Source organism: Proteus sp. fly-1089 (assembly GCF_040138965.1).
Lineage (GTDB): Bacteria > Pseudomonadota > Gammaproteobacteria > Enterobacterales > Enterobacteriaceae > Proteus > Proteus vulgaris_B.
Genome location: NZ_JBEETS010000001.1, coordinates 958,245 through 971,539 on the forward strand (window position 1 = coordinate 958,245; position 13,295 = coordinate 971,539).

10 protein-coding genes are annotated in these 13,295 nt (G+C 37.1%); 3 read left to right on the forward strand and 7 right to left on the reverse strand.

What is annotated here, in order from left to right; translation table 11 throughout:
• Positions 1-189: 189 nt before the first annotated feature.
• The 6 genes from ABN080_RS04510 to betI form a co-directional block, all read right to left on the reverse strand.
• Complete coding sequence (locus ABN080_RS04510) at positions 190-942, reverse strand: YaaW family protein (protein ID WP_349440472.1); 753 nt, start codon at positions 940-942, stop codon at positions 190-192.
• Between the two features lie 319 nt (positions 943-1,261).
• A complete protein-coding gene (locus tag ABN080_RS04515; protein ID WP_349440473.1) occupies positions 1,262-2,539 on the reverse strand; it encodes a cytosine deaminase in 1,278 nt (425 codons plus the stop codon).
• Positions 2,529-3,779 carry a cytosine permease gene (codB, locus tag ABN080_RS04520; protein WP_340893161.1) on the reverse strand — a complete coding sequence of 417 codons (1,251 nt, stop codon included), beginning with the start codon at positions 3,777-3,779 and terminating at the stop codon, positions 2,529-2,531. Before codB ends, ABN080_RS04515 begins: the two co-directional genes overlap by 11 nt.
• Positions 3,780-4,142: 363 nt before the next feature.
• Positions 4,143-5,822, reverse strand: coding sequence for a choline dehydrogenase (gene betA, locus ABN080_RS04525; protein WP_349440474.1), 1,680 nt, complete (start codon positions 5,820-5,822; stop codon positions 4,143-4,145).
• A gap of 39 nt (positions 5,823-5,861) precedes the next feature.
• On the reverse strand, positions 5,862-7,337 hold the full coding sequence (gene betB / locus ABN080_RS04530; RefSeq protein ID WP_349440475.1) for a betaine-aldehyde dehydrogenase: 1,476 nt from the start codon (positions 7,335-7,337) through the stop codon (positions 5,862-5,864).
• Between the two features lie 24 nt (positions 7,338-7,361).
• Complete coding sequence (gene betI / locus ABN080_RS04535) at positions 7,362-7,964, reverse strand: transcriptional regulator BetI (RefSeq protein ID WP_349440476.1); 603 nt, start codon at positions 7,962-7,964, stop codon at positions 7,362-7,364.
• Positions 7,965-8,172: 208 nt separating this feature from the next.
• Here betI and ABN080_RS04540 point away from each other — a divergent pair, with 208 nt between their 5' ends.
• Entirely contained in the window at positions 8,173-10,215 is a 2,043-nt protein-coding gene (locus ABN080_RS04540; RefSeq protein ID WP_197269119.1) for a choline transporter, read from the forward strand.
• A gap of 64 nt (positions 10,216-10,279) precedes the next feature.
• Here ABN080_RS04540 and ABN080_RS04545 read toward each other — a convergent pair whose 3' ends face one another.
• Positions 10,280-10,894: a LysE family translocator gene (locus ABN080_RS04545; RefSeq protein WP_349440477.1), complete on the reverse strand. Its 615-nt coding sequence runs from the start codon at positions 10,892-10,894 to the stop codon at positions 10,280-10,282.
• Positions 10,895-11,097: 203 nt separating this feature from the next.
• Between ABN080_RS04545 and ABN080_RS04550 the strand changes: the two genes are divergently transcribed.
• Both ABN080_RS04550 and ABN080_RS04555 read left to right on the forward strand, forming a co-directional pair.
• Complete coding sequence (locus ABN080_RS04550) at positions 11,098-11,973, forward strand: LysR family transcriptional regulator (protein ID WP_349440478.1); 876 nt, start codon at positions 11,098-11,100, stop codon at positions 11,971-11,973.
• A 159-nt stretch (positions 11,974-12,132) separates the two neighbouring features.
• Positions 12,133-13,290, forward strand: a complete 1,158-nt coding sequence (locus ABN080_RS04555) for a pyridoxal phosphate-dependent aminotransferase (protein WP_349440479.1) — start codon at positions 12,133-12,135, stop codon at positions 13,288-13,290.
• Positions 13,291-13,295: the final 5 nt, after the last annotated feature.

The following is a 13,295-nucleotide window of genomic DNA, read 5'->3' on the forward strand; positions in this document are numbered from 1 at the left end:
AACCTCTCAGATTAAAGGGATAGCAGCCGCAGTAATACGGAGAGGGTCTAACAGTGTCTTATTTTAGTTGAATTAGGTAAATCTGCAATGATAAATACAGCAGTGATTCATTTTCATTCAATAAATATTTGAATAAACAAACAGAGAGTATTATAGATTTGTTGTTCTAACTGAAAAACTCATTATTTCTCAATCAAAACTAATCTCATTCGCTAATTTAGCAGAGGATTGTGTTCTTAAAAATGCGACTTGAATTACGGCAGGAATTGTTACGCGATAAGCAGCACTACCAATATCAATTGCCGTCCATATTCCTGTAATAGCCCAACCAACTGGCCCTGCTAAGATTGACATTGTTCTCATTAATGTGCCATTCGCAGCAAAACTTAATCCTCGACCAATTAAAGCTTTCATTATTTGATTTACAATAATCGCCGTTAACTGATACGACTTAAATCCACCAGCTCTAAATATTGCCTGAAAACCAGCAGTTAGTGTTTGTGCTGTTAAGCCTGATGTATTTTTTACACCTAGTTCTCCACCTAATTGCTTAATTTGTTCTGGTGTCATCGAGTCAAGCGCGTCTGCTACTATTTTCATCAAAAGATTATTTTCAATAATCTCAATAGTAGAATTTTTATTATAATTAACTTTTAATTTATCACAGACATCAGTTAATACTTCTCGATATAAAACACCTTTCCCCCCTCTAAACATGGTAGCGAAAGTATTACCACCAAAACATTGTATTTCAGCAGCGATTTCTTCCCAATATAAACTATGATTAGGATAAAATGCTTTATAATTAGAATTATTTGTTAACTCTTCTGTCCAACGTTTTTCGCCATCTTTATCATGTGTTAATAAATAAACAAGATCATTCAATTCTTCATTTGAACATTCTGAGAGAAAAACGAGATCTTCATCATTACGATATGCCATAAACATCTATCTCCTTTTATTATGTTTTATAAATAAGATTATTTAAATAGATTTTATAGCAAACCAAATAGATTAAATATATTCTTGTTTTATATAAAACACCAAAAATGAGATAATAATAATTTAAATATATTTATTTGCGTTTAGTAATTGCATTTCATGAGCATAAGGTAAATTATGCTTTTTAAGTTAAATAATATAAATAAAAAAAATATAAAATAATCAAGCGCAATATGTCTATTTATTGTTCAATTCATTAAATTATCTATAAAAAAAGTCATCTTAAATAAAGATGACTTTTACTACAATTATTTGGTTATTACTTATAATTAATCGCTGTCGGCTTATCTAACATAATTTCTGTTTTGGCTGGCTCTGTTTGAGCAATCACTTTACCTTGGCGAATGGAATAACGTACAGGGACTTGGCGACGTAGAGCATCAAAGCCATTATCTGCTGGTAAAATAATAAAGTTTGCACTATTTCCTACTTCAACACCATAATCCGTTAAAGCGAGTGTTTTTGCACTGTTATGGCTAATTAACTGTAACCCGTTATCAATTTGACCATAACCCATTAATTGGCAAACATGTAACCCCATATGTAAAACTTGAAGCATATTTGCTGTACCTAATGGATACCACGGATCAAAGACATCATCATGACCAAAGCAGACGTTAATATTACTTTCTAACATCTCTTTTACGCGAGTAATACCACGGCGTTTTGGATAAGTATCAAAGCGCCCTTGCAAATGAATATTAACCAGAGGATTAGCCACAAAGTTAATACCAGACATTCTTAATAATCGGAATAAACGTGAAGTATAAGCCCCATTATAAGAATGCATTGCGGTTGTATGACTTGCAGTCACTCTTGAGCCCATATTTTCTTTGTGGGCTAAAGCTGCAACAGTTTCAACAAAGCGCGATTGTTCATCATCAATTTCATCACAATGAACATCAATTAAACGATCATACTTTTGTGCTAAAGCAAAGGTTTTATGCAGTGATTCAACACCATATTCACGAGTAAATTCAAAATGAGGGATTGCACCAACAACATCTGCGCCTAATTTTAATGCTTCTTCTAATAGAGCTTCACCATTAGGGTAAGATAAAATACCTTCTTGAGGAAAAGCGACTATTTGTAAATCAACCCAAGGTTTAATTTCTTCTTTTACTTCCAACATTGCTTTTAATGCTGTAAGTGAAGCATCCGAAACATCCACATGTGTTCTTACATGCTGAATACCATTAGCAATTTGCCATTGCAGTGTTTGCCATGCACGTTGTTTAACATCATCATGTGTTAACAGTGCTTTTCGCTCTGCCCAGCGCTCGATACCTTCAAATAACGTACCTGATTGATTCCAATTCGGTTGCCCTGCGGTTTGTGTCGTATCTAAATGAATATGAGGTTCAACAAAAGGCGCATGAACCAATCCACCTTGTGCATCTAAGGCATCAGGGTGAAAATCATGTTCAGGTTGCGGTTCAATAGCTTCTATTTTGTTATTTTTTAGCGTAATGCTCCATAAACCATCTTTTCCAACTAGGCGAGCATGGTTAATTTGTTCGATATTTTTACCCAGCATGACTTATCTCCGCTTGTCGAGCTGTACGACGATTTAATATTGGATTCAACACAGCGTAGCTTATTGCTCCCCCCAACACGGCATTAACAGGCACAATACCCGGTAACCAGTGCCCTGCTATAATGCCAATTGCAACAGCGAGTAGCGCTACCCAGTTAACCGATTGCATTGTAGCAACATTAAAGGTGTTATAGCGTGCTTTATTCATCAGATAATCTGCAATAATAACACCTCCTACTGGTGGAATTGCCGCAGATAAAAAGGTAAGCCAACCGACAAAGTTATTATAAAGCCATAATGCACATAACGTACCAATGATACCGTTTATTACTGAAAGTTTTTTACTTGATAAACCAGTGATATTGGCAAAACCTAATCCTGATGCATATAACGCGTTGTCGTTCGTTGTCCAGATATTTAAACCTAGCACTACGATAGCCGGAAGTAATAATCCTTGAGCAATCATCACATCAGAAATATCTGCCATTCCCAATGAAGCGGCACCAGCCGCACCAAAGACAAACATCAAGGTATTTCCTAAGAAGAAAGCAATAATTGCAACAACTACAGCAACTTTAGGGTTTCGTCCAAATCGAACAAAATCAGCTGTCAGTGTACCCGCACTAATAAACGATCCAACAACCATTGCTAACGCTAAATTAAAATCTAATGGCTGAGCCGGTTTTACCGCCATTAGTGTCGAAAGCCCACCCATATCATGCACAGCAAGATAAACAGAGTAACTTCCGAGAATAGCGATAGCAGGAACAGCGATGATAGAGAGAACGGTGAGAGCAGAAATACCGAAGAATACTGTGATGGTCATTAAAATGCCGGAAATGGCGATAAGAAGATTGATATCAATACCAGTGGCTTTTCCTACTGGAATCGCAAACATTGCCACACCCACACCAAACCAACCAACCTGAGTACCACCGAGTAAAAATGAGGGAAGCCAAGAACCTTTAATACCGAAAGAGTAACGCGCGAGGAGATGAGTAGTAAGACCTGTTTTTGAACCAATAAAACCAAGAAATGCGGTGTAGATACCAAGAAGAAGATTACCAATTAGAACTGCGAGGAAGAAATCATTAAAGGAAAGACCAGTACCAAGAGCGCCGCCAGTCCACATACTGGCTGAAAAAAACGTTAATCCCAACATCACAAAGGTTAACGCCAATCCACCCTTTCTTGCGGATATGGGCACTGGGCCCTGACTATAATTGTTGTCCTGAGACACTTTAACCCCCTATTAATTTCACCAGGCCAAAAAAATCTGACGAATTCTATCTATATAAAAATATTATGCAAACGTTTTCGTCGTCTGTTTATTATAATTAATGGAATGCTTCACTTAAGGAGAGTTGACATCCGTCACAAAAACGGCGAAAAAATCGTTATTTTACTTGAATTTATCTTGTTATTTTTATTTTTTTATAAAGTGATTTTATTTAGAAATACTTATGATAAAAATTAATTATATTTTTTCCTGAACATTTGGATTTTATATAAATTATTTTTATATAACTTCAATATTAATAGAGAGGAAGTAATGGTGAAAAGACAAAAAAGGAATTTACATTCCTCTTTTGTCTATCCAGATTTATAGGCTTAGATTCATTTTTCTTACAGGCTGATCACCTGCAACATAATATTTAGCCTGACTTTTAAATAAAGGTCTAATTCCTCTCACCTTATCAGCTAACTTTTCAGCAATCATAATCGTAGTCGCATTCAAATTCCCAGTGATTATTAGAGGCATGATGGATGCATCAATAACTCTTAAGTTTTCTATGCCATGTACTCGACCTTCTCCATCAACAACCGCCATTTCATCCGTTCCCATTTTACACGTGCCACAAGGATGAAATGCTGTTTCAGCACGTTCTCTGACAAAAGCATCAAGCTCTTCATCGCTTTGAATATGTTTACCCGGGCTAATTTCTTCACCACGATAAGCATCTAATGCCGGTTGTGCCATTATTTCTCGCGTAATACGGATAGCTGAGCGAAACTCTTCCCAATCTTGTTCGGTGGACATGTAATTAAACAAAATATTGGGATGTTGATGAGGATCTGTAGATGCTAATTTTACTCGTCCTCGACTTGGTGAACGCATAGAGCCTACATGAGCTTGGAAACCATGCACTTCTACCGCATTGGTTCCATTATAATTAATAGCAACGGGCAAAAAGTGAAATTGAATATTAGGCCACGCAAACTTTTCGCTAGAGCGAATAAATCCCCCTGCTTCAAATTGATTGCTTGCACCGATCCCTGTTCCTTGAAATAGCCATTGTGCGCCAATCTTAGGCTGGTTATACCATTTTAAAGCAGGATAAAGTGAAACGGGCTTTTTACATTCATATTGCAAATACATTTCTAAGTGATCTTGCAGATTTTCCCCAACACCGGGTAGTACATGTACTGGTTGAATATTGAATTCGTTTAATACTTTTTCAGGCCCAATACCAGAACGTTGCAAAATTTGGGGCGAAGCAATTGCGCCTGCGCAAAGTAATACTTCTCGATTGGCTTTGACACGATGAGGCGTGGTATTTTCTCCTGAGAAATAACGGACACCCACGGCTTTTTTACCTTCAAACTCAATAATATCGGTCGTTGCATGTGTCTCAATCGTCAAGTTTTTACGCACTTTTGCTTGATCAAGATAGCCTCTTGCTGTACTTGCTCGACGACCTTTAGGTGTGACGGTTCTATCCATCGGACCAAAGCCCTCTTGTTGGTAGCCGTTAAGATCAATCGTTCTTGGGTATCCTGCTTGTATACCCGCCTCAATCATTGCTTGAAATAAAATGTTATTGCCTTTTTTCGGCGTAGTCACACTTACAGGGCCTTTATCACCATGATAATCATTGGCGCCAATATCACGATTTTCTGCCTTACGAAAATAAGGTAAACAGCTTAAGTAATCCCACTCTTCAAGACCGGGTAATTTAGCCCAACCATCAAAGTCCATCGCATTACCACGGATATAGCACATACCATTAATTAATGATGATCCACCAAGCCCTTTCCCACGACCACATTCCATGCGTCGGTTATTCATATGTGGTTCAGGCTCTGTTTCATAAGCCCAATTATATCGCCTACCTTGTAACGGATAAGCTAATGCCGCTGGCATTTGTGTACGAAAATCGAACCTGTAGTCCGGACCTCCAGCTTCAAGGAGCAGCACAGTAACTTCAGGATCTTCTGTCAAGCGGGTAGCAAGAACGTTACCGGCTGAACCAGCACCGATAATAATGTAGTCATAGACCATTGTTATCTCCTCTGTTTCAGTCATTAAAAAAAGAATGGATTAAAAAACGGATGAAAACTCCCCAAGCTCAACTTGAATAGATTTTATTTGAGTATAATTTTGTAGTGTAACAAGCCCGTTTTCACGTCCCACCCCAGAATGTTTATAGCCACCAACGGGCATTTCAGCTGGAGATTCACCCCATGTATTAATCCAACAAATTCCTGCTTCCAATTGGTGAATAACACGGTGAGCTGTTGTGAGATTTTTGGTAACAAGACCTGCTGCCAAACCATAAACACTATTATTTGCACGTAAAATCACTTCATCTTCAGTTTGATAACTAAGAATACTCATCACAGGGCCGAAGATTTCATCTTGTGTGATATTCATATCATCGTTGCAATCCGTGAAAACCGTAGGTGCAACATAAGCACCTTGAGCAAAATTACCTTCTAATAAACGATGGCCACCATAAAGTAATCTGGCTCCTTGAGTTTTGCCTAACTCAATATAATTCAAGACTTTTTCAAGATGAGGAAAACTGACCAGTGGACCAAAATTGGTGTCCATTTCAAGAGGAGAGCCGATCCTAATACGTGATACGCGCTCTATAATTTTCGCTTCAAATGCAGGTTTTAATCTTTCGGGAACAAAAACTCGAGTACCATTGGTGCACACCTGCCCTGAACTATAAAAATTCGCCATCATCGCAATATCAGCAGCAGTATCTAAATCTGCATCATCAAAAATAATTAAAGGCGATTTTCCACCAAGCTCCATGGTTACTTCTTTCAAACTTGAAGCAGAAGCATTTGCCATCACCTTTTTACCCGTTTCAATTCCACCAGTAAAAGAAACTTTCGCAATATCAGGATGCTGTGTTAACCATTGCCCCACATTAGCTTTTCCTGTAACAACGTTAAAAACACCCTTTGGCAATCCTGCCTGTGTGTATATTTCGGCAAGTTTTAATGCTGTTAATGAAGTCATTTCACTTGGTTTAAAGATCATGGCATTACCTGCGGCAAGTGCAGGCGCAGATTTCCATAACGCTATTTGAATGGGGTAATTCCAAGCACCGATACCGGCAACAATTCCCAATGGTTCACGACGAGTATAAGCAAAAGCGGTCTCCCTAAGCGGAATTTGCTCTCCTTCAAGTGCAGGAATAAGACCGGCGTAATACTCTAAAACATCAGCGCCTGTCACAATATCGACATAACGTGTTTCAGATAGGGGTTTGCCTGTATCTAGGGTTTCTAAATGAGCCAATTCATCATTACGTTCACGTAAAATATCAACAGCGCGTCGTAAAATTCGAGAACGTTCCATTGCGGTCATAGCACACCAAATTTTTTGCCCTTGCTTCGCACTCTCGACGGCCCAATTGATATCTTCTTCACTTGCTGATTGTAAATATGCAATCACTTCACCATTAGCTGGATTAATCGCTTCAAATTGTTCACACTCCGGTTGTGCACAATCAACATATCCACCATGAATATAGAGTTTATGTAACGGCGGGTTTGGCATAGTTTCTCCTTTATTATTAGTTTTTTAAGTCTTTATTTGACTCCGATTTGTAAGTTGCATATCGATATATTCATTAGTAATGGTTTTGGCCTCTTCAAGAGAAAATGGTGTATTACTTAATGCACTTCGTAGCCATAAACCATCTATTAATGCAGCTAAACCTTTTGCAGCTAAACGTGCTTGATCTTTAGTAAGAACGCGCCCAAACTCGTAACTTAAATTGGAATAAAGCCTTCTATCATTGACCTTTTGTAGACGATTTAAATTAGGCTGATGCATACTACTTGCCCAAAATGCTAACCATGTTTTCATTGCTGCTTCACTGGTTTGAGTGGTATCAAAGTTACCTTCAACAATGGCTTGAATTCGTAGCTTAGGTGTTGCATCGCTTAACATTCTTAAACGTATCGCTACCGCAAAACCCAATTGATACTGGATATGGCGCATGGCAGCTTCCAACAATCCATTTTTATCACGGAAGTAGTGACTAATAATGCCGTTAGAAACACCGGCTTTTCGAGCTATCAATGCGATGCTCGCCTCTTGCATTCCAACCTCATTAATAACTGCTAACGTCGCTTGGATTAATTGCTGTTTACGTATCGACTGCATTCCTATCTTCGGCATATTTTAAAGACCTAAAAAATACATTGAACACATTCATTAAACGTTTTTTTAATTGAACATTCAATCAATATTAACTATTGTTTATCACAATTAATTTACATTTCAATATGGGAGGATATCGTGAAAATTTGAATCTTTGCAACTAATTCAATTAGTTAACAAAGAATGCAACTTTTAACTTTAGATAAATAAATTTTTGGAATTTCTGATGACAACTCTTAACAGCACAAAAAAACCACAGAAAGATAAGCTAAATTCTGTCGTTTTTTTCGCTTCAGCAACGCTGATTTTAGCGTTTTCTTTTTTCACTATTTTGATGACAGAAACAGCAAATACATGGATTGTGGCAACACTGGGATGGGTATCAAAAACCTTTGGTTGGTACTATCTATTGGCGGCAACGTTATACATTGTTTTTGTTATTTTTGTTGCCACATCTCGTTTTGGAAATATCAAATTAGGGCCTGAGCAATCGAAACCTGAATTTAGTGTTTTAAGTTGGTCTGCGATGTTATTTGCAGCAGGTATTGGGATTGATTTGATGTTTTTCTCTGTAGCAGAGCCCATTACACAATATATGTTACCGCCAACCGGCGAAGGTGAAACAATAGAAGCAGCCCGTCAGTCGATGGTGTGGACTTTATTCCACTATGGCCTGACGGGCTGGTCTATGTATGCACTTATTGGTATCGCTTTGGGCTATTTTAGCTATCGTTACAATTTGCCATTAACCATACGCTCTGCACTTTATCCTATCTTTGGAAATCGTATTTATGGCCCAATTGGTCATACGGTTGATATTGCCGCGGTATTAGGCACCATTTTTGGTATTGCAACAACGTTAGGTATTGGCGTTGTACAACTTAATTATGGGCTAAAAGTTCTTTTTGATTTGCCCCAAGGATTGGGTGTTCAAGGCGGATTAATTCTATTATCTGTTATTATGGCCGTTATTTCTGCAACATCGGGCGTTAACAAAGGGATCAGGATTTTATCTGAACTGAATGTATTACTCGCATTGGGGCTTATTTTATTTATCTTATTTGCGGGTGATACTGAGTTTTTATTAAATGCACTGGTATTAAATGTCGGTGATTATACTAATCGTTTTTTAGGCATGACGTTAAATAGCTTTGCATTTGATAGGCCAACAGATTGGATGAATAGCTGGACACTGTTTTTCTGGGCTTGGTGGGTTGCATGGTCACCTTTTGTTGGGCTCTTTTTAGCACGTATTTCAAGGGGACGAACAATTCGACAATTCGTCATAGGCACTTTAATTATTCCCTTTGTTTTTACACTGCTATGGTTATCCATTTTTGGTAATAGCGCTTTATATGAAGTGATCCATGGTAATAAAGCACTCGCACAAACAGTATTAGAAGCTCCCGAAAAAGGATTTTATTCATTATTAGAACTTTATCCTGGTTTTGGTTTAACGGCTTCGGTCGCCACAATTACTGGATTATTATTTTATGTTACTTCTGCCGACTCTGGTTCATTAGTATTAGGCAATTTTACCTCTCAATTAAGCCATGTTAATAACGACGCACCTAATTGGCTTCGCATTTTCTGGTCTATTGCTATTGGTTTATTAACGTTAGGTATGTTAATGGCAGATGGTATTTCTGCCTTACAAAACACGACCATAATAATGGGATTACCCTTTAGCTTTGTTATTTTCTTTATTATGGCTGGACTTTATAAATCATTAAAAGTCGAAGATTTTAGACGAGTTAGTTCGCTAAATACCAATGCACCAGCACCACTTTATGGTAATGCTACGATGAATTGGAAACAGCGTTTAGGGCGGGTTATGAATTTCCCTGGAACGACCTATACACAGCGCATGTTAGATTTAACCTGTATGCCAGCGATGCAAGATGTGGCTAAAGAGCTTTTATTACGTGGAGCGAAAGTCGAATTCAATTATTATCCAATTGAAGATAATGAACGTTTACATCATTTAGAGCTTGTGGTTGATCTTGACCAAGAACAGAATTTTATTTATCAAATTTGGCCACAAAAATATTCAGTACCTGCATTCACTTATCGTGCTCGTCGAGGTAAATCAGATTATTACCGCTTAGAGACCTATTTATGGGAAGGAACCCAAGGAAATGACTTAATGGATTACACCAAAGAGCAGGTAATTACTGATATTTTAGATCAATATGAAAAACACTTGAATTTTATTCATCTTAGTCGTGAAGCTCCAGGATCGACATTAACTTTTCCTGAGTCAAACTAAATAGTAATTAAAAAATAAAGAAAAGGAGACCGTTATCTGATCTCCTTTTTATTTGATTAATTTTCTACTTCACTGAAATAAACAGCAACCCAATACCTAAAAGAATTAATAAAATGCCAATAATTTTATCTGCCATTTTTTGATGCGAAAGTATTTTTGTGCGTAATAAAGGTGTGGAGAAAAATAATGCAACACAACTAAACCAAATCCAATGAGCAACAGAGATAAACATACCATAAGAAAGATTTACCCAGAGTGGATTACTCAAGTTAGCCACTTGTGTATACAACGCAATAACAAATAACATTGTTTTAGGATTTAATGCATTCGTTAAAAAACCAACACGTAATGCCTGAAACACACTAGGAGCCGAATTTACCGCATTTTCAATCGTCAATTGTGTTTTATTCGTTAATGACTTAGAGCCTAAATAAATTAAATACCCCACTCCTAATAACTTCATTATAAAAAAAAGTGTTGGAGACTCTGTAATAATAAAAGAAACACCAAAGACAGTATAAAAGACATGAACCTGAACACCAATCGCAATACCCATTGCTGTAATCAGCCCAACTCTCACACCATAGGAATAACTATTTTTTGTCACCATAGCAAAATCAGGGCCAGGACTAATCACAGCCAATACCGTGATCATTGCAACAGCAATTAGCTCACTCATTTCTTTCCTTACTCTCACATTTGAGTTAATTATAAGTAATAAAAAGTGACATAAAATAAGCTTTTATTTGAATAAAAAACCTATTTAATCCACCGTAACCACTTTATTTTGCTAATTTGACTAAAAATAAAAAGCGATTTATCTTGCAGTATATCTGTAATTTTTCATCGTCTATTTTATTACTCACTTTATGGCTTACTTTTATGAAAATGCCTTCTTTAACATCCTTACGTTTTTTTAATAGTGCGGCACAAACCGGCAGTTTTGTCAGTGCTGCGGAACAACTTCATGTTACACACAGTGCAGTAAGCCGACAAATACGCTTATTAGAAGATGAATTAGGCATTGCTTTATTTGAACGTCGTAATCGTGCAGTTTATTTAAATGAAGCAGGTCAGTATTTATATAAAACCACGTCAGCAATATTTGAACAACTTGAAGAAGCCGTTACCCATCTGCGCACTCCTTTAAATAACCCCGTGTTAGTCGTTTCATGCGAACCTACTATTGCCATGAAATGGCTAATCCCGCGACTTTCTCATTTTTATGCATTACATCCTGAAATCACGTTGCACTTAGTTGCCGCGGGTGGTGCGATTGATTTTAATAAAGAAGGTGTTGATTTAGCATTTCGACGAGATGATTTTTTTTGGAGCAAGAATATTTATGCAACCAAAATTTGTGATGAAAAAATAGGTGCTGTCATAAAACCGAATAATCTTCATCACTCACATAAACAGTTAATAACATTGTCACGGCCTCAAGCTTGGCAAGATTGGTTTCAATACTCAGGAGTTGTATCAAACTATACAAAAACCAGTGAATATGAGCATTTTTATCTGGCTATTCAAGCAACATTAGCAGGGTTGGGAGCAACAATTGCCTCTTTTCTCATGGTACAAGATGAATTACATAATCAGCAATTAGTTGCCATAAATGGATTTGTAAAAGATAACTCAAGTTATTATCTACTTTCACCAATAGAAATCACCCCTGATTCTAAACAGGAAAAGTTTAAAAACTGGATAATTGCTGAAGCTGAAAAGAGTTCAAAAAAGGTTGATGAACAATCGTTATAATGTTGTTTTCGCAAAAATAAAACCGTATTTCTGATTTATCCCTTTAAAAAAAGATTGAATAAATAACTATTTTTTACGCATACATATTTACTTTGGTCTATTTTTTAGTAATCTATGTGAACTAATAAAACATAGAATAATTTACTTGGGAAACATCACATGAATCGTCGTTCATTCTTAACATCATCAAGTTTAGTGATTGGGGGGCTTTCATTAAGTTCCTTTGTTAGCTCTGCTTATGCCAATGAAACGCTAAAAAATAAATTGGTTTTTAACGCAGAAAATCCGCTATTACTTAACTTTAATGAAAACTCATTAGGCATGTCACAAAAAGCAAAGCTTGCCATTATTGATGCATTACCTAATGCATTTAGATATCCCGATGACGCACGTAGCGCATTAATTAGCGAATTAGGGAAAGAATTTAAACTTTCAGATAAACATATCACTTTGGGTAATGGTTCATCTGAGACAATTCAAGCAGCCGTTCAATTTGTGGCCAACAAAGCTCAAAAAGAGGGTAAAGCGGTTCAACTTATTGTTCCTGATCCAACATTTAACTATGCCGAGCTTTATGCAGAACCTTTAGGGGTAAAAATCGTTAAAGTTCCTGTTGATAGCACTATGGCTTTTGATTTAGTAACCATGCAAAAAAAAGCGCAAGAGTTTGATGGTATTAGCATGGTGTATTTGTGTAACCCAAACAATCCAACGGCAATGTTGACACCAACGGCAGCGTTAACCCATTGGATAAAATCGGCTAAAGAAAATGTCTTTTTTATTATTGATGAAGCTTATGCAGAATTTGTTTCAACACCTGAATTTACCAGTGCTATTGCGCTAGTAGCTGAAGGCTATAAAAACCTGATTGTTGCGCGTACTTTCTCAAAAATTTATGCCTTAGCTGGACTTCGTGTCGGTTATGGTGTTGCCGTACCTGACGTTATTTCAGAAGTTGATGTGTTTGTTTCCATTGATAATACCAATACAGCAGGTGCGGTGGCGGCGCTCGCATCATTAAAAGATAAAGCCTATGTGGAATATAGCCGTAAGTCGATTGATGTTTCTCGTCAGATGGTAGTAGATGCATTAAAAGAGCTGGATATTGAATACACGCCTTCTCATGCAAACTTTATATTCCATAAAGTTAAAGGTGATGTAAAAACCTATCAAAATAGAATGAAAGACGCGAACATTATGGTCGGTCGTGAATTTCCGCCTGCTTTTGGTTGGAGCCGTTTAACATTAGGCACACCCGAAGAGATGAGCTATTTCGTCACTACATTAAAAGCCTTTAGAGCTAAAGGTTGGATTTAGCCTGA

Excerpts from the sequence above, each read along its gene's own strand:
- ABN080_RS04510 (WP_349440472.1), bottom strand. The coding sequence starts at position 942 with ATGGCATATCGTAATGATGAAGATCTCGTTTTTCTCTCAGAATGTTCA.
- ABN080_RS04515 (WP_349440473.1), bottom strand. The coding sequence starts at position 2,539 with ATGCTGGGTAAAAATATCGAACAAATTAACCATGCTCGCCTAGTTGGA.
- betA (WP_349440474.1), bottom strand. The coding sequence starts at position 5,822 with ATGGTCTATGACTACATTATTATCGGTGCTGGTTCAGCCGGTAACGTT.
- betB (WP_349440475.1), bottom strand. The coding sequence starts at position 7,337 with ATGCCAAACCCGCCGTTACATAAACTCTATATTCATGGTGGATATGTT.
- betI (WP_349440476.1), bottom strand. The coding sequence starts at position 7,964 with ATGCCGAAGATAGGAATGCAGTCGATACGTAAACAGCAATTAATCCAA.
- ABN080_RS04540 (WP_197269119.1), top strand. The coding sequence starts at position 8,173 with ATGACAACTCTTAACAGCACAAAAAAACCACAGAAAGATAAGCTAAAT.
- ABN080_RS04545 (WP_349440477.1), bottom strand. The coding sequence starts at position 10,894 with ATGAGTGAGCTAATTGCTGTTGCAATGATCACGGTATTGGCTGTGATT.
- ABN080_RS04550 (WP_349440478.1), top strand. The coding sequence starts at position 11,098 with ATGAAAATGCCTTCTTTAACATCCTTACGTTTTTTTAATAGTGCGGCA.
- ABN080_RS04555 (WP_349440479.1), top strand. The coding sequence starts at position 12,133 with ATGAATCGTCGTTCATTCTTAACATCATCAAGTTTAGTGATTGGGGGG.